The organism is Bacillus sp. BR3(2024), assembly GCF_039134555.1.
In the GTDB taxonomy this organism is placed as follows: Bacteria; Bacillota; Bacilli; order Bacillales; family Bacillaceae_G; genus Bacillus_A; species Bacillus_A cereus.
On the sequence record NZ_CP152433.1, the window covers coordinates 250,001 to 267,500 of the forward strand.

Below are 17,500 nucleotides of genomic sequence, written 5' to 3' on the forward strand. Positions count from 1 at the left end.
CCATTTAAAGAGTGCGTAATAGCTCACTAGTCGAGTGACTCTGCGCCGAAAATGTACCGGGGCTAAATACACCACCGAAGCTGCGGATTGATACCAATGGTATCAGTGGTAGGGGAGCGTTCTAAGGACAGTGAAGTCAGACCGGAAGGACTGGTGGAGTGCTTAGAAGTGAGAATGCCGGTATGAGTAGCGAAAGACGGGTGAGAATCCCGTCCACCGAATGCCTAAGGTTTCCTGAGGAAGGCTCGTCCGCTCAGGGTTAGTCAGGACCTAAGCCGAGGCCGACAGGCGTAGGCGATGGACAACAGGTTGATATTCCTGTACCACCTCTTTATCGTTTGAGCAATGGAGGGACGCAGAAGGATAGAAGAAGCGTGCGATTGGTTGTGCACGTCCAAGCAGTTAGGCTGATAAGTAGGCAAATCCGCTTATCGTAAAGGCTGAGCTGTGATGGGGAAGCTCCTTATGGAGCGAAGTCTTTGATTCCCCGCTGCCAAGAAAAGCTTCTAGCGAGATAAAAGGTGCCTGTACCGCAAACCGACACAGGTAGGCGAGGAGAGAATCCTAAGGTGTGCGAGAGAACTCTGGTTAAGGAACTCGGCAAAATGACCCCGTAACTTCGGGAGAAGGGGTGCTTTCTTAACGGAAAGCCGCAGTGAATAGGCCCAAGCGACTGTTTAGCAAAAACACAGCTCTCTGCGAAGCCGTAAGGCGAAGTATAGGGGGTGACACCTGCCCGGTGCTGGAAGGTTAAGGAGAGGGGTTAGCGTAAGCGAAGCTCTGAACTGAAGCCCCAGTAAACGGCGGCCGTAACTATAACGGTCCTAAGGTAGCGAAATTCCTTGTCGGGTAAGTTCCGACCCGCACGAAAGGTGTAACGATTTGGGCACTGTCTCAACCAGAGACTCGGTGAAATTATAGTACCTGTGAAGATGCAGGTTACCCGCGACAGGACGGAAAGACCCCGTGGAGCTTTACTGTAGCCTGATATTGAATTTTGGTACAGTTTGTACAGGATAGGCGGGAGCCATTGAAACCGGAGCGCTAGCTTCGGTGGAGGCGCTGGTGGGATACCGCCCTGACTGTATTGAAATTCTAACCTACGGGTCTTATCGACCCGGGAGACAGTGTCAGGTGGGCAGTTTGACTGGGGCGGTCGCCTCCTAAAGTGTAACGGAGGCGCCCAAAGGTTCCCTCAGAATGGTTGGAAATCATTCGTAGAGTGCAAAGGCATAAGGGAGCTTGACTGCGAGACCTACAAGTCGAGCAGGGACGAAAGTCGGGCTTAGTGATCCGGTGGTTCCGCATGGAAGGGCCATCGCTCAACGGATAAAAGCTACCCCGGGGATAACAGGCTTATCTCCCCCAAGAGTCCACATCGACGGGGAGGTTTGGCACCTCGATGTCGGCTCATCGCATCCTGGGGCTGTAGTCGGTCCCAAGGGTTGGGCTGTTCGCCCATTAAAGCGGTACGCGAGCTGGGTTCAGAACGTCGTGAGACAGTTCGGTCCCTATCCGTCGTGGGCGTAGGAAATTTGAGAGGAGCTGTCCTTAGTACGAGAGGACCGGGATGGACGCACCGCTGGTGTACCAGTTGTTCTGCCAAGGGCATAGCTGGGTAGCTATGTGCGGAAGGGATAAGTGCTGAAAGCATCTAAGCATGAAGCCCCCCTCAAGATGAGATTTCCCATAGCGTAAGCTAGTAAGATCCCTGAAAGATGATCAGGTTGATAGGTTCGAGGTGGAAGCATGGTGACATGTGGAGCTGACGAATACTAATAGATCGAGGACTTAACCATATAATATGTAGCAAATGTTATCTAGTTTTGAAGGAATATGCCTTCATAGTTTGGTGATGATGGCAGAGAGGTCACACCCGTTCCCATACCGAACACGGAAGTTAAGCTCTCTAGCGCCGATGGTAGTTGGGACCTTGTCCCTGTGAGAGTAGGACGTCGCCAAGCTATTTATATTGTCGCGGGGTGGAGCAGCACGGTAGCTCGTCGGGCTCATAACCCGAAGGTCGCAGGTTCAAATCCTGTCCCCGCAACCAAATGGTCCCGTGGTGTAGTGGTTAACATGCCTGCCTGTCACGCAGGAGATCGCCGGTTCGACCCCGGTCGGGACCGCCATTTCATATAAAGAAAAGAACGAAACAAGTTGTTTCGTATTTTTTTATTTGTTTTAACAAAAAACTAATAAAGACAGTCAAACTATCCTTAGGACAACTCCTAAGGACTTTTTTATATATTCAAAACCTGTATAATAAAGAGCAGAGAACATTGTGAGTAAAGTAGGTGAAGTCTGTGAGTAAATATGAAGTAACAACAAAATCTTCTGAGGAAACACAAAGGTTATCAGAAAAACTAGGTGAGCTCGTAGAGGCACAAGACGTAATTATTTTAGAAGGAGATCTTGGAGCTGGTAAGACGACTTTTACAAAGGGACTAGCAAAAGGTCTTGGAGTGAAAAGAGTTGTAAATAGTCCTACCTTTAATATCATCAAAGAATATAAAGGAAGATTACCGCTATATCATATGGACGTGTATCGCTTAGCAGAAAGTGAAGAGGACTTAGGCTTTGATGAATATTTCTACGGTGAAGGAATTACGGTAGTAGAATGGGCTCATTTAATAGAAGCATATTTACCGAATGAAAAGTTACAAATTAGTTTATTCCATGCTGGAGATGACACAAGAAAAATTATACTCGAGCCAATTGGAGATCGCTATATTAGATTATGTGAGGAGCTATTACAAGATGAAAGTACTAGCAATTGATACTTCAAATTACGTAATGGGTGTATCCCTTATTGAGGAAGAAAACGTAATTGGGGAAATCATTACAAATTTAACAAAAAACCATTCTGTACGTCTTATGCCAGCTGTAGAGAAACTGTTAAAAGAGTGTGGCGTAAAACCGAAGGAATTAACTAAAATCGTTGTAGCTGCTGGACCTGGATCCTATACAGGTGTTCGTATAGGCGTGACAGCGGCGAAAACATTAGCTTGGTCACTTCAAATACCAATTGTAGGTGTATCAAGTTTAGAGGTAGTAGCTGCAAACGGTGCTAACTTTAACGGGTTAATTTGTCCTTTATTTGATGGAAGACGTGGGCAAATTTATACTGGGTTATATACATATGAAGGAGAGCAGTTAACTTCAATAGAAGAAGACCGAATTATTCTTATTGTAGACTGGTTGCAAATGTTAAAAGATAAAGGACAGCCTGTTTTATTTATCGGTAACGATGTTAAATTGCATAAAGAAACAATTATAGAACATTTAGGTGATCAAGCTGTATTCGCTCCATTTACTAAAAATAACCCAAGACCAAGTGAGCTAGCATTCTTAGGATTACAAAAAGAAGAACAAGATGTGCATACGTTTGTTCCAAGCTATCTTCGTTTAGCTGAAGCTGAAACAAAGTGGTTAGAAAGTCAAAACAAGTAGGAGCTTGCAGAAGATGGATATGATATTTAGAAAGATGGAGCTTGATGATATTGCTCAAATTGTAGCTATTGAAGAAGCGTCTTTTTCAACTCCTTGGACTGCAGATGCCTTTCACCGTGAATTAACGATGAATGAACATGCACATTATATTGTGTTAGAAAAAGATGGTCGTGTAGTCGGGTATTGTGGATTGTGGATAATTATTGATGAATCACATATAACAAATATAGCTATTTTGCCAGAATACCGAGGTCAAAAGTTAGGAGATGCCCTATTGAAAGCAGTTATTTCTGAAGCGAAAGAACTAGGGGTAAAAACAATGACACTTGAAGTACGTGTATCAAATGAAGTAGCAAAGCAGTTATACAGAAAATACGGATTTCAAAATGGTGGGATTCGTAAACGATACTATGCAGACAATCAGGAAGATGGTCTCGTAATGTGGGTGAATATATAATGGAAAAAAATACGATTATACTTGGTATTGAAACAAGTTGTGATGAAACAGCAGTAGCAGTTGTTAAAAATGGAACGGAAATTATTGCGAATGTCGTTGCATCACAAATTGAAAGTCATAAACGTTTTGGCGGCGTTGTACCAGAGATTGCATCCCGTCATCATGTAGAAGAAATTACAGTTGTGTTAGAAGAAGCTTTAAAGGAAGCAAATATCACATTTGATGATATTGATGCAATTGCTGTAACAGAAGGTCCTGGTTTAGTAGGAGCACTTCTAATTGGAGTAAATGCAGCGAAGGCAGTAGCGTTTGCACATGATATTCCGTTAGTCGGTGTTCATCATATTGCTGGTCATATTTATGCGAACCGTTTAGTAAAAGAAGTTCAATTCCCGTTATTATCACTTGTTGTATCTGGTGGGCATACAGAACTTGTTTATATGAAAGAACATGGTTCATTCGAAGTAATTGGTGAAACACGAGACGATGCAGCTGGAGAAGCATATGATAAAGTAGCTCGTACGTTATCTATGCCATATCCAGGTGGTCCTCATATTGATCGCCTTGCACATGAAGGAGAACCGACAATTGATTTGCCTCGTGCATGGCTAGAACCGGATTCGTATGATTTTAGCTTTAGTGGATTGAAATCAGCAGTTATCAACACTGTGCATAACGCAAAACAGCGCGGTATAGAAATTGCACCAGAAGATTTAGCGGCAAGTTTCCAAGAAAGTGTAATAGATGTACTTGTAACGAAAGCAGCTCGTGCAGCAGAAGCTTATAATGTAAAGCAATTACTTCTTGCTGGTGGAGTAGCTGCTAATAAAGGACTTCGTGCGCGATTAGAAGAGGAATTTGCACAAAAAGAAAACATTGAATTAATTATTCCGCCGCTATCTTTATGCACAGATAATGCAGCGATGATTGCAGCGGCAGGGACAATTGCTTATGAACAAGGTAAGCGTGCAACATTAGCCTTAAATGCAAATCCAGGATTAGATATTGAAGCATAGTTATACACATAATTAACCACAGGCTGTGGATAAAACCCATATTATCTGTTGATAATGTGGGTTTTATTGTGTATATAAAATGTTGATAACTTTTTTATTGACTGTGGATAATGTGGAAAAGCTATTTTGATGTTTATTTTATAAAGGTGGATATGTGTATAAACTTGTGGGTAAATAGGTTGATGTCAGACCTTTGAATTTGTTCTTTTTCGGGAAATAAAAAGCAAGAAGATATCCCCGAAAAACATTTTGAAACATCTCCCCATTATAGAAGATGCTAATATTGTCAATCTTTGTCGTTAAAACGATATTTCGTGTCGAATTGTTAATATATATAGGGTTACAATAGATATATTTAAAAAATCGTTAGTATATTCTAAGTTACGATAGATATATTCAAAAAATTGTTTAAGTACTAAAAAAAGATGTCACATAGTCAAAAATCCTGACTTATGAGACATCTTCCTTATTTAAATATGCTTATACATGCAGCTCTTCCCATTCTGCCATACAAGTTTCAAGTTGTTCTTGTAGCGTTTGCTTTTTAGTTGTAATTTCACTAGCTTTTTCATAATCTGCATATATTTCTGGTAAGCAAAGTTGATCTTCTAACGTAGCAATTTCTTCTTCTAATTCCACTATACTTTGTTCTAGCTCTTCAATTTTTCTAGTGCGTTGACGCTCTAGTTTTTTACGCTCTTTTTCTTCTAAATAATTTAATTTCTCTTGTGCAATCACCTTTTGAACAGGAACGTCACTTTCTTGCTGTTCAAGTTCTGCACGTTCAATCATTTCATTTTTCTTTTCAACGTAGTAATCGTAATCCCCTAAATATTCCTGTGCACCTTCTGTTGATAACTCAACCACAGTCGTTGTTACACGGTTAATAAAGTAGCGGTCATGTGAGACGAATAGAAGAGTCCCAGGGTAATCAATTAAAGCATTCTCCAAAATCTCTTTACTATTTAAATCAAGGTGGTTCGTAGGCTCATCTAGAATTAACAAATTTGACTTTTGCATCATAAGTTTTGCAAGAGCTAATCGAGCTTTTTGTCCACCACTAAGGGAAGATACTGGTTTCAGTACATCATCTCCTGTGAATAAAAAATTCCCAAGTATAGTACGGATTTCTTTTTCCGGTTGCAGTGGATATTCATCCCATAGTTCATTTAAAACCCGTTTAGAAGATGTTAAGTTTGCTTGTTCTTGATCATAATAACCAACAGATACATTTGATCCGAAAGAAACATCACCATTTAATAGTGGTAACTTATTCACAATGGATTTTAACAATGTGGATTTCCCAATTCCGTTTGGACCAACTAAAGCAACACTATCTCCGCGAGTTAAGCGCATAGTTACATGTTCAATTATAGGGTTTTCATCATAGCCGATGGTTGCATCATTTACTTGTAAAACATCATTTCCACTTTGTTTTTCAATATCGAAGTGGAATGATGCTGACTTAGAATCCCCTAATGGTCTCGTTAATAATTCCATTCTGTCTAGTTGTTTACGGCGACTTTGAGCACGTTTGGTTGTAGAAGCGCGAGCTATATTCTTTTGAACGAAGTCCTCAAGTTTTGCGATTTCATCTTGTTGTTTTTCGTAACGTTTCATTTCTTGCTCATATAATGCTGATTTTAAGTCTAAATATTTACTGTAGTTACCAACAAATCGTCTGCTTTCTTTATTCGAAATTTCATATACTTGTGTAACGAGTTTGTCTAAGAAATAACGGTCATGTGAGACGATTAATATTGCGCCAGGATAACCTTGCAAATATTGCTCAAGCCATGTTAATGTTTCGATGTCTAAATGGTTTGTAGGCTCGTCCAAAATAAGTAAGTCTGGTTTTGTTAATAATAATTTCCCGAGAGCTAATCTTGTTTTTTGCCCGCCGCTTAAAGTAGAGATCGTCGTCTGGTGCGTTTCAACTGGGAAGCCAAGGCCGCTTAAAATGGAGCGAATATCCGCTTCATATTGATATCCACCTTGATCTTTATAATTGAGTTGTAGTTGGTCATAATCAGCTAACAATCTTTCATATGTAGCTTCGTTTGAAAAGTTTTCTTCTTTTCCCATTTCTTGCTCAAGCCTTCGAAGTTTTGTCTCCATTTGCTGTAAGTGGGTAAAGACGGTTAGCATTTCATCCCAAATTGTTAAAGACGTTTCTAGTCCAGTATTTTGAGCTAAATATCCGATTGAGACATCTTTCGGTTTTATAATTTCGCCACCATCATGAGATAATTCACCAGCGATAATTTTTAATAATGTAGATTTTCCTGCTCCATTCCTTCCAACTAATGCGATACGATCTTTTGTTTGTACTTCCAATTTTATGTTTGCAAGAATCGTTTCTGCACCGTATAATTTCGAAAGCGCGTTTACTTGTAATAAAATCAATGTTTTCACCTCAAATAATTTCTTAACTTTGCCATGTTTATATTTCTCAATCATACTAAAAATAGTGTATAGTTTAAAATAAAGAGAGAATACTTCTTCTCTTTATTATACAAGGAATTTAATGAGTGCTAAACTTCTGTATTTGATTAAAGTATATGAATAAAGATAGGAAGAGAGGAGAGGTCATATGGATCAGCAAAAGATTCCACAAGCCACTGCTAAAAGATTGCCTCTATACTATCGATTTATCCAAAACTTATCTCTTTCTGGTAAGCAGCGTGTTTCATCGGCCGAATTGAGTGAGGCAGTAAAAGTAGATTCCGCAACAATACGAAGAGATTTTTCGTATTTTGGAGCGTTAGGGAAAAAGGGATATGGATATAACGTAAATTATTTATTATCATTTTTCCGCGAAACACTTGATCAAGATGATATAACACGTGTAGCACTTATTGGAGTAGGTAATTTAGGGACCGCTTTCTTACATTATAATTTCACGAAAAACAATAATACAAAAATTGAAATGGCATTTGATGTTAGTGAAGAGAAAGTTGGAACAGAAATCGGGGGCATTCCTGTATATCATTTAGATGAATTAGAAGAGAGATTATCAAATGATATACAAGTGGCAATATTAACAGTACCGGCTACAGTAGCACAAGCTGTAGCAGATAGATTAGCTGAAACAAGCGTGCACGGTATTTTGAATTTCACACCAGCGCGATTAAACGTATCAGAGAATATTAGAATTCATCATATTGACTTAGCTGTAGAGTTACAAACATTAGTTTACTTTTTGAAAAACTATCCACAATAAAACGCAGAGGAAGCGACCTCTGCGTTTTATTATTGTTTCTTCTTTGTGAATTTAACTAATATAAGGCGAAGTGCCAAATTAAAATCAATTGTTGCCATAACTGCAAATAGTATTGTCCACATATTCCAGATTGTATCTGTCACGTTCGTAATGGCGAAGCGTGTAAAGATACATCCAAGAAGGAAGTATAGTGCAGCCATGAACAATGGTGAGTTTCTCATACAAAAAATCCTCCGATAAAGCCTTGCATTTTTTCAGCTTCTTTAATCATTTCTTGAATTTGTTCATTGCTCATAAAAATTTGCCCAATAGCGACTAATGTATTCATCGCAACATGAGCTGCAATCGGAACGATAATACGTTTCGTCTTCACATATAAGAAGGCGAATACGAGCCCCATAGCAGTGTATACCAATAAGTGAGTAAAATCAAAATGAATTGCTGCGAATACAAGCGAACTAATGATAGCTGCGATAAAGAAGTTAAACTTCTTATAAAGCGTGCCGAATAGAATTTTTCTAAATACGATTTCTTCTAAGATAGGTCCAATTATAGAAACAACAATAAGGAACCAAGGTGTCGTTCTTGCAATTTCCATAAGTTTCATTGTATTTTCTGAACCTTGTTTAATTCCTAGCAGCTGCATCTCGATCATACCGGCAACTATTTGTGAAAAGAAAGCTAAGAAGAACCCGATAAAAATCCATCCAATAGTAGCTGGAACAGAAGAGCGCATTGCATCTAAATGCCTGTCACGAATATCTGTTCTAAGTAACCAAAGTACGATACATAATGCAACAAAGAAGCTAATAATTGCCCAGTGTCCTGTTATGATTTGTCCTTTTTCCTCAATGGTAAATCCTCTATTATCATAGAGTCCTGTTTTTAGGAGAAGTGGTAATCCAACAACGCCAGATAACTGCATTAAAATGTATGTAACGATAATCCACCAGTATTGTTTCTTCAAATGGTTTAACCATCCTTTCTAACTATAGTGTATGAGATAAGTTAGGATAACATGTAAATATGCTACCTACGATATAAACCTCTTGAATTATGTTTTTTTCGTAAATCCTTATTTGAAATTATAATAGAAGACAGGAGAAAGTTGTATGTGTAGCGAAAACAACTTAGGGTGTCCTTTCATATTGTAACATACGAGCAGTGGAAACAACGATTCATATAGTAAAGGCAGTATTGTATATAGAAAGTTTATATAGTGATTTGCGAAAAAATTATGATTTTTTTACTTGCAAAAGAAATTGAGATTATTTATTATTATAAGTGTGTTAGCACTCGGATGACTTGAGTGCTAATAAAAGAAATTTACATAACAAAATGAGGAGGTTATTGTTCATGCTAAAGCCATTAGGTGATCGCGTTGTAATTGAGCTTGTTCAAGCAGAAGAAAAAACAGCAAGTGGTATTGTATTACCAGATACTGCAAAAGAAAAACCACAAGAGGGTAAAGTTGTTGCAGTAGGTACTGGTCGAGTGCTTGAGAATGGTGAGCGTGTTGCTTTAGAGGTAGCAGCAGGTGATCTTATCATCTTCTCAAAATATGCAGGTACTGAAGTGAAATATGAAGGTACAGACTACTTGATTTTACGTGAAAGTGACATTTTAGCAGTTATCGGTTAATTATATAAATCTTAAAAAATCCAAGGGGGTCAATTATTATGGCAAAAGATATTAAATTTAGTGAAGAAGCACGTCGTTCGATGCTTCGCGGTGTCGACACTCTTGCAAACGCAGTAAAAGTTACGCTTGGACCAAAAGGTCGTAACGTTGTACTTGAGAAAAAATTTGGTTCACCACTTATTACAAATGATGGTGTAACAATCGCAAAAGAAATCGAATTAGAAGATGCATTCGAAAACATGGGTGCGAAATTAGTAGCAGAAGTTGCTAGCAAAACAAATGACGTAGCTGGTGACGGAACAACAACTGCAACTGTATTAGCGCAAGCTATGATTCGTGAAGGTCTTAAAAACGTAACAGCTGGTGCGAACCCAATGGGGCTTCGTAAAGGTATCGAAAAAGCTGTTACTGCTGCAATTGAAGAATTAAAAACGATTTCTAAACCAATCGAAGGCAAATCTTCTATCGCACAAGTAGCTGCTATTTCTGCAGCTGACGAAGAAGTAGGTCAATTAATCGCTGAAGCAATGGAGCGCGTTGGTAACGACGGCGTTATTACTTTAGAAGAGTCTAAAGGATTCACAACAGAATTAGACGTAGTAGAAGGTATGCAATTTGATCGTGGATATGCATCTCCTTACATGATTACTGATTCTGACAAAATGGAAGCAGTTCTTGATAACCCATACATCTTAATTACTGACAAAAAGATTTCTAACATTCAAGAAATCTTACCAGTATTAGAGCAAGTGGTACAACAAGGTAAACCACTTCTTATCATTGCTGAAGATGTAGAAGGCGAAGCTTTAGCTACATTAGTAGTGAACAAACTTCGTGGTACATTCAACGTAGTAGCTGTTAAAGCTCCTGGATTTGGTGACCGTCGTAAAGCAATGCTAGAAGATATCGCAATCTTAACAGGTGGCGAAGTAATTACTGAAGAATTAGGTCGTGACTTAAAATCTGCTACAGTTGAATCTTTAGGACGCGCTGGTAAAGTTGTTGTTACAAAAGAAAACACAACTGTAGTTGAAGGTGTAGGAAGCACAGAACAAATCGAAGCTCGCATCGGTCAAATCCGTGCGCAATTAGAAGAAACAACTTCTGAATTCGATCGTGAAAAATTACAAGAGCGTCTTGCTAAACTAGCAGGTGGCGTAGCAGTAATTAAAGTAGGTGCAGCAACTGAAACTGAGTTAAAAGAGCGCAAACTTCGCATTGAAGATGCACTTAACTCAACTCGTGCAGCAGTAGAAGAAGGTATCGTTGCAGGTGGTGGTACTTCACTTATGAACGTATACACAAAAGTAGCTTCTATCGTAGCTGAAGGCGACGAAGCAACAGGTATCAACATCGTACTTCGCGCACTAGAAGAGCCAGTTCGTCAAATCGCAATCAACGCTGGTCTAGAAGGATCTGTAGTTGTAGAGCGTCTAAAAGGCGAAAAAGTAGGCGTTGGTTTCAACGCAGCTACTGGCGAATGGGTTAACATGCTTGAGTCTGGTATCGTAGATCCAGCTAAAGTAACTCGTTCTGCACTTCAAAACGCAGCATCTGTTGCAGCTATGTTCTTAACAACTGAAGCTGTAGTAGCTGACAAGCCAGAACCAAATGCACCAGCAATGCCTGACATGGGCGGCATGGGCATGGGCGGTATGGGCGGAATGATGTAATTCCGTTTGTCCTAAAAAACATCCATTTCTATATAGAAATGGATGTTTTTTTATGTTTTTTAGAAAAGGAAATGAATTTCTGTAGAATTTTGTCGCTTTCTCTCTTGACCATATTGATACTTCATTGTTAGAATCTAGGAAGATAATATAAAACGATCCTTCATATATCCTCAATGATATGGTTTGAGAGTCTCTACCGGGTTACCGTAAACAACCTGACTATGAAGGCAGTGTGTCTTATATTTATAAAGAGCGGAGACTATCTTTCTTTATAAAGCCAGACCCCTGCCTTTTCTTTGTTATGAGACTAGAGGCGGAGGACTGGCTTTTTTTATTATATTGGTAATGCTTTTCGCCAAATTGGTGAAAATATTTATATACGAGAACTAACGTTGGGGTGATTATTTTGAAGAAACAACACGATACAATTATCGTTTTAGATTTTGGAAGTCAATACAATCAGTTAATAGCACGTCGAATTCGTGAGTTCGGTGTATACAGTGAACTTCATCCACATACAATTACTGCAGAAGAAATTAAAGCAATGAATCCAAAAGGGATTATTTTCTCTGGTGGACCAAATAGTGTATACGGTGAAGGTGCATTACATTGTGATGAAAAAATCTTTGAACTAGGTTTACCAATCTTCGGTATTTGTTACGGTATGCAGCTTATGACGCAACACTTCGGTGGTAAAGTAGAGCGTGCAAATCACCGCGAGTACGGAAAAGCTGTTCTTAAAGTAGAGAACGAATCAAAACTATATGCGAACCTTCCAGAAGAGCAAGTTGTATGGATGAGTCATGGTGACTTAGTAACTGGTTTACCTGAAGGATTCGTAGTAGACGCAACAAGTGAGTCTTGCCCAATTGCTGGTATGAGCAATGAAGCGAAAAACTTATACGGTGTACAATTCCACCCAGAAGTACGTCACTCTGAGCACGGTAACGATTTAATTAAAAACTTCGTATTCGGCGTATGTGGTTGTTCTGAAGGATGGAACATGGAGAACTTTATCGAAGTAGAATTAGAAAAGATTCGTGAAACTGTTGGAGACAAAAAAGTACTATGCGCACTTAGTGGCGGTGTAGACTCTTCTGTTGTAGCAGTATTAATTCATAAAGCAATTGGTGATCAATTAACATGTATTTTCGTTGACCACGGTTTACTTCGTAAAGGTGAAGCAGAAGGCGTTATGAAAACATTTAGCGAAGGCTTCCATATGAACGTTATTAAAGTGGATGCAAGAGACCGCTTCATGGACAAGTTAAAAGGTGTAGAAGATCCAGAACAAAAACGCAAAATCATCGGTAACGAATTCATTTACGTATTTGATGATGAAGCGTCAAAATTACAAGGTATGGACTTCTTAGCGCAAGGTACACTTTACACAGATATCGTTGAGAGTGGTACAGCAACTGCACAAACAATTAAATCTCACCATAACGTTGGTGGTCTTCCAGAAGACATGCAGTTCAAATTAATTGAGCCGTTAAACACGTTATTTAAAGATGAAGTACGTGTATTAGGATCTGAACTAGGAATTCCTGATGAAATCGTATGGCGTCAACCATTCCCAGGACCGGGTCTTGGTATTCGTGTATTAGGTGAAATCACAGAAGAGAAATTAGAAATCGTTCGTGAATCTGATGCGATTTTACGTGAAGAAATTATTAAAGCGGGCTTAGACCGTGAAATTTGGCAATACTTCACTGCACTTCCTGGCATGCGTAGCGTAGGTGTTATGGGTGACGAGCGTACTTACGATTACACAGTAGGTATCCGTGCAGTAACATCTATCGACGGTATGACAGCTGACTGGGCACGTATCCCTTGGGACGTATTAGAGAAAATCTCTGTACGTATCGTAAACGAAGTAAAACACGTTAACCGTATCGTGTATGATGTAACGAGTAAGCCACCAGCAACTATTGAGTGGGAATAGTATTTATAAAAAGGTCCATCTATTGCTTATGCATAGGTGGATCTTTTTTATTTTGGTGTTAATACGAACAAAACTATAAAAGTTTATAAAAACGTTCGTTTTTAAATTGACAAAACTACTTCGTCGAGTTAATATGATTATGTAATTCAAACAAAAAGTGAATATTATAGCCGTCGTATAATATCGGGGATATGGCCCGAAAGTTTCTACCTAGCTACCGTAAATGGCTTGACTACGAGGCGTTTTTATAAAGGTGAGGGGAATCTTATCTTTATTCATAGAACGCTTCCATGTATATATGCAATGGAAGCCTTTTTTGTTTCTCGGGATAAAAGAGGGCTAGGAGAAATGCGGCGAGTAATCATATAACGGGGGAAACGTAGGATGAAACGCTATTTTCAGTTTGATGAGCTCGGTACGAATTATAAGACTGAGTTCATAGCAGGGTTAACGACATTTCTATCTATGGCTTATGTACTATTTGTCAATCCTGCTACGCTGTCGCTTGGAAATGTTAAAGGGTTACCAGCAGGTACAGGGATGGATCCAGGTGCAGTATTCGTTGCTACGGCATTAGCGGCAGCGATCGGTTCGTTAATTATGGGTATTTTCGCGAAGTATCCAATTGCTTTAGCGCCAGGTATGGGAATTAACGCGTTCTTTGCTTATACAGCAGTGTTAACGATGGGGATTCCATGGCAAACAGCAATTGCCGGAACATTAATGTCAGGTATTATCTTTATTATTCTTACTGCTTCAGGTATTCGTGAAAAAATCATCAATGCAATTCCATCGGAGTTAAAGTTTGCAGTAGCAGCAGGTATCGGATTGTTCATTGCATTTCTTGGATTCCAAAATGCCGGAATTATCGTGAAAAATGATGCAGTTCTTGTTGGGTTGGGGGACTTAACAAAGGGTACAACGTTACTAGCAATCTTCGGGGTTGTTACTACGATCATCTTCATGATTAAGAAAATTAATGGTGCAGTATTTTACGGTATGATTCTTACAGCGATCTTAGGAGTAGCAACAGGATTAATTGATACTCCGAAAGCTGTGGTGGGAGCAATACCGAGTCTAGAACCAACGTTCGGCGTGGCGTTAACGCACTTCGGAGATATTTTCACAGTTCAAATGGGGATTGTTATTATAACGTTCTTCTTTATCGATTTCTTTGATACAGCAGGTACGCTTGTAGCGGTTGCGAATCAAGCAGGATTAATGAAGAACAATAAATTACCACGTGCCGGAAAAGCGTTATTTGCAGATGCGATTGCAACTGTAATTGGTGCGATTCTTGGTACATCAACAACAACGTCTTACATTGAATCGTCTGCAGGGGTAGCAGCAGGAGGACGTTCTGGATTTACAGCAGTTGTAACAGCAGGATTCTTTTTACTGGCACTATTCTTCTCGCCATTACTAAGTGTTGTAACGCCAGCTGTAACGGCGCCGGCTTTAATTATTGTAGGAATCTTGATGGTTTCTTCCTTAGGGGAAATTGATTGGAAGAAATTCGAGATTGCAGTGCCAGCATTCTTTACAATTATCTCTATGCCACTTACGTATAGTATCGCAACTGGGATTGCGATTGGATTTATCTTCTATCCAATTACAATGGTTGTGAGTGGTCGTCGTAAAGAGGTTCATCCGATTATGTATGTTATGGGAGTTTTATTCGTACTATATTTCATCTACGTTCGTAAATAAAAGGGGTTTTTTAAAGGTCTAGACTTAAGGGGAGTCTAGACCTTTTTTGCGTCTTCAGAAAATCTTAAGGATTTCCGAGCGTTTTTCTTCAGAAGTTTTCCTATAATAGAAGTTAGGGATTAAAAAAGTGATGGGGGAGATATTGTGGCACACGAAACAATACTTGTCGTAGATGATGAAAAAGAAATTCGGAATTTAATTACAATCTATTTAAAGAATGAAGGATATAAAGTATTACAAGCAGGAGACGGAGAAGAAGGATTACGTCTATTGGAAGAAAATGAAGTACATCTAGTCGTATTAGATATTATGATGCCGAAAGTGGATGGTATTCATATGTGTATGAAGGTAAGGGAAGCGAAAGAAATGCCTATTATTATGCTTTCTGCCAAAACGCAAGATATGGATAAGATTTTAGGATTAACAACAGGGGCAGATGATTATGTAACGAAGCCGTTTAATCCGTTAGAGCTAATTGCACGAATTAAATCTCAGTTACGCCGTTATATGAAAATGAATGGTTTCGCTATTCAAAATGAGGACGAGTTAGAAATTGGGGAGATGAAAATCAACATCTCGACCCATAAAGTTATTGTAGAGGGAGAAGAAGTGAAACTAACTCCGAGGGAATTTTCAATTTTAGAATTGCTAGCTAGAAATCCAGGTATGGTGTTTAGTGCGGAGCAAATTTATGAAAAGGTGTGGAACGAACGATCTTTCCAGTCTGATAATACTGTAATGGTGCATATTCGAAAAGTGCGTGAGAAGATTGAGGAGAATCCAAGGAAACCTAGATATATAAAAACAGTATGGGGAGTGGGGTATAAGATTGAAAAAGATATTTAATCCGTTTACTTATATAAGGAAAATAAGACAATTAATTGAGAAATTAGTAAAGAGCGTACGAAAGAGTATAAGGATTCAATTGATTACTACTTTTGCTGCTTGTGCGTTATTAGGAGTTTTGTCAGCAAAGGCAGCAGCACCGTTTTTTGAGAATGCGAATCGTCAAGCAACTATCGATTATCGGGCTGGTATGGAACAAATTAATCACCAAGCTCAAGGAGCGGCAAATAGTTCGGTTCATGAAAATAAATTAGAAGCTATATCAAATATGATCGAAATGGAGAACCAAAATTTAGAGCAAGGGTCTAGAGCTTTGAAGATATTGGTTACTGATGAAAGTGGTAAAGTTTTATATAAAACAAAGCAAGCGCAAGAAGAGCAAATCGATTTGCATAATACGATTCGTAATGCAGCATCATTCGCGATTAATTATACAGATGGTAGAAATGTATTTGAAAGTACAAGAAAAGAGTTTATATCTTTTTCACCTATTACTATTGAAGGAAAGAATTTGTACATGTTTGTTAGTGGAATTCCAGAGGGAGAGGTAATATATGATACGCAAGAAGGACCATTCCCGTTTTTAATTGGTGTACTTGTATTCATTTTCTCTTTCTTCTATATAACAAAGAGAAAGATGAAGCAGATTGAAGCAATGGCACAAGGCGTAAAGGAAATAGAAAGAGGTAACTTAGCCTACCGCATTGAGAAAAAAGGTGAAGATGAGATTGCAGCTTTAACGGAGAATATTAATAATATGGCAGAAGAGCTTATGAATAATATAGAAAAGGAACGTAAATTAGAAAAGCAAAAGAATGAGCTTATCACAAATGTATCGCATGATTTGCGTACACCACTTACTTCTATTATGGGTTACTTACGATTACTTCGAGATTCTAAATATGAAAATAAAGAACAACACGATGAGTATACGAGAATTGCTTTTGCAAAGTCGGAGCAGTTAAAAAATTTAATAGAAGATTTATTTGAGTATACGAAGTTAACAAATGAACAAGTTGTATTAGAAAAACAAGAAGTATGTGTAAATGAGTTGCTTGAGCAATTAATAGAAGAGTTAGTACCGCAAGCGGAAGAGCATGGACTTACTTTTGTTAAGAAGTTTCCTGAGGAACGTGCTTATGCATCGATTGATTCGGAAAAGATGGTTCGTGTATTTGATAATTTACTAATGAATGCAATTAAGTATAGTAAAGATGATGGAGAGATAAAAGTTTCTCTTCAAAGGCAGCGTAGGGATATACAAATTGTAATTGCGAATCATAGTGAAGAGTTTACAAGAGAAGAGTTAGCGAATTTGTTTGAACGTTTCTATAAGAAGGATCAATCTCGAAGTAGAGTAACGGAAGGGTCGGGACTCGGTTTAGCGATTGCGAAAAGTATTGTTGAGTTACAAGGTGGTAGTATTCGAGCGGAATATAGGGATGGCACTATTCAATTTATCGTCTCGTTACCAATTATAGAAAAATAATAAATGAATAGAATGATATGTGATAAAAAGGCTTATTTTAAAAGAAA

Annotated in this window: 14 protein-coding genes, 2 tRNA genes, 2 rRNA genes and 2 riboswitches (1 of these 20 only partly in view); of the genes, 15 read left to right on the plus strand and 3 right to left on the minus strand. The window is 38.7% G+C overall.

Going from position 1 to position 17,500, the window contains the following annotated elements; all coding sequences use genetic code 11:
* From V7S45_RS01465 to tsaD, 8 genes are all read left to right on the plus strand, one after another.
* Positions 1-1,799, plus strand: a 23S ribosomal RNA gene (locus tag V7S45_RS01465); it begins 1,123 nt to the left of the window's first position.
* A gap of 49 nt (positions 1,800-1,848) precedes the next feature.
* Positions 1,849-1,964 (plus strand): 5S ribosomal RNA (gene rrf, locus V7S45_RS01470).
* Positions 1,965-1,976: 12 nt separating this feature from the next.
* Positions 1,977-2,053, plus strand: a tRNA-Met gene (locus tag V7S45_RS01475).
* A gap of 3 nt (positions 2,054-2,056) precedes the next feature.
* A tRNA-Asp gene (locus tag V7S45_RS01480) sits at positions 2,057-2,132 on the plus strand.
* 174 nt (positions 2,133-2,306) lie between these two features.
* Complete coding sequence (gene tsaE / locus V7S45_RS01485; protein WP_000049642.1) at positions 2,307-2,780, plus strand: tRNA (adenosine(37)-N6)-threonylcarbamoyltransferase complex ATPase subunit type 1 TsaE; 474 nt, start codon at positions 2,307-2,309, stop codon at positions 2,778-2,780.
* The gene (gene tsaB / locus V7S45_RS01490; protein WP_000865740.1) at positions 2,761-3,453 is read left to right on the plus strand and encodes a tRNA (adenosine(37)-N6)-threonylcarbamoyltransferase complex dimerization subunit type 1 TsaB; all 693 of its coding nucleotides are present in this window, start codon (positions 2,761-2,763) and stop codon (positions 3,451-3,453) included. Before tsaE ends, tsaB begins: the two co-directional genes overlap by 20 nt.
* 13 nt (positions 3,454-3,466) lie before the next feature.
* Complete coding sequence (gene rimI / locus V7S45_RS01495; RefSeq protein ID WP_000367190.1) at positions 3,467-3,910, plus strand: ribosomal protein S18-alanine N-acetyltransferase; 444 nt, start codon at positions 3,467-3,469, stop codon at positions 3,908-3,910.
* On the plus strand, positions 3,910-4,926 hold the full coding sequence (gene tsaD, locus V7S45_RS01500) for a tRNA (adenosine(37)-N6)-threonylcarbamoyltransferase complex transferase subunit TsaD (protein ID WP_000414585.1): 1,017 nt from the start codon (positions 3,910-3,912) through the stop codon (positions 4,924-4,926). Before rimI ends, tsaD begins: the two co-directional genes overlap by 1 nt.
* Before the next feature lie 480 nt (positions 4,927-5,406).
* Here the strand turns inward: tsaD and V7S45_RS01505 are convergent, their stop codons facing one another.
* Positions 5,407-7,332: an ABC-F family ATP-binding cassette domain-containing protein gene (locus V7S45_RS01505; protein ID WP_218011576.1), complete on the minus strand. Its 1,926-nt coding sequence runs from the start codon at positions 7,330-7,332 to the stop codon at positions 5,407-5,409.
* Between the two features lie 187 nt (positions 7,333-7,519).
* Here V7S45_RS01505 and V7S45_RS01510 point away from each other — a divergent pair, with 187 nt between their 5' ends.
* Complete coding sequence (locus V7S45_RS01510; protein ID WP_000372699.1) at positions 7,520-8,149, plus strand: redox-sensing transcriptional repressor Rex; 630 nt, start codon at positions 7,520-7,522, stop codon at positions 8,147-8,149.
* A gap of 29 nt (positions 8,150-8,178) precedes the next feature.
* Here V7S45_RS01510 and V7S45_RS01515 read toward each other — a convergent pair whose 3' ends face one another.
* Positions 8,179-8,370 (minus strand): YdiK family protein, encoded by a 192-nt coding sequence (locus V7S45_RS01515; protein ID WP_001246201.1) that lies wholly within the window; start codon positions 8,368-8,370, stop codon positions 8,179-8,181.
* Positions 8,367-9,116, minus strand: a complete 750-nt coding sequence (locus tag V7S45_RS01520) for a type II CAAX endopeptidase family protein (protein WP_016125317.1) — start codon at positions 9,114-9,116, stop codon at positions 8,367-8,369. Before V7S45_RS01520 ends, V7S45_RS01515 begins: the two co-directional genes overlap by 4 nt.
* A gap of 389 nt (positions 9,117-9,505) precedes the next feature.
* On the opposite strand from V7S45_RS01520, the gene groES reads away from it, so the two are divergent.
* The 6 genes from groES to ampS all read left to right on the plus strand — a co-directional run bounded on the left by groES (position 9,506) and on the right by ampS (position 17,453).
* Positions 9,506-9,790 carry a co-chaperone GroES gene (gene groES / locus V7S45_RS01525; protein WP_000917311.1) on the plus strand — a complete coding sequence of 95 codons (285 nt, stop codon included), beginning with the start codon at positions 9,506-9,508 and terminating at the stop codon, positions 9,788-9,790.
* A 38-nt stretch (positions 9,791-9,828) separates the two neighbouring features.
* Positions 9,829-11,463, plus strand: a complete 1,635-nt coding sequence (gene groL, locus V7S45_RS01530; protein ID WP_001029993.1) for a chaperonin GroEL — start codon at positions 9,829-9,831, stop codon at positions 11,461-11,463.
* A gap of 140 nt (positions 11,464-11,603) precedes the next feature.
* A riboswitch (purine riboswitch) is annotated at positions 11,604-11,705 on the plus strand.
* 161 nt (positions 11,706-11,866) lie between these two features.
* Entirely contained in the window at positions 11,867-13,408 is a 1,542-nt protein-coding gene (guaA, locus tag V7S45_RS01535; RefSeq protein ID WP_162837404.1) for a glutamine-hydrolyzing GMP synthase, read from the plus strand.
* A 152-nt stretch (positions 13,409-13,560) separates the two neighbouring features.
* Positions 13,561-13,663, plus strand: a riboswitch (purine riboswitch).
* A gap of 129 nt (positions 13,664-13,792) precedes the next feature.
* Positions 13,793-15,118: an NCS2 family permease gene (locus V7S45_RS01540; protein ID WP_000833082.1), complete on the plus strand. Its 1,326-nt coding sequence runs from the start codon at positions 13,793-13,795 to the stop codon at positions 15,116-15,118.
* A 144-nt stretch (positions 15,119-15,262) separates the two neighbouring features.
* Complete coding sequence (locus V7S45_RS01545) at positions 15,263-15,964, plus strand: response regulator transcription factor (RefSeq protein ID WP_000929885.1); 702 nt, start codon at positions 15,263-15,265, stop codon at positions 15,962-15,964.
* Positions 15,948-17,453 (plus strand): aminopeptidase AmpS, encoded by a 1,506-nt coding sequence (gene ampS / locus V7S45_RS01550; protein ID WP_000719223.1) that lies wholly within the window; start codon positions 15,948-15,950, stop codon positions 17,451-17,453. The genes V7S45_RS01545 and ampS overlap by 17 nt, the downstream gene beginning before the upstream one ends.
* Positions 17,454-17,500: the final 47 nt, after the last annotated feature.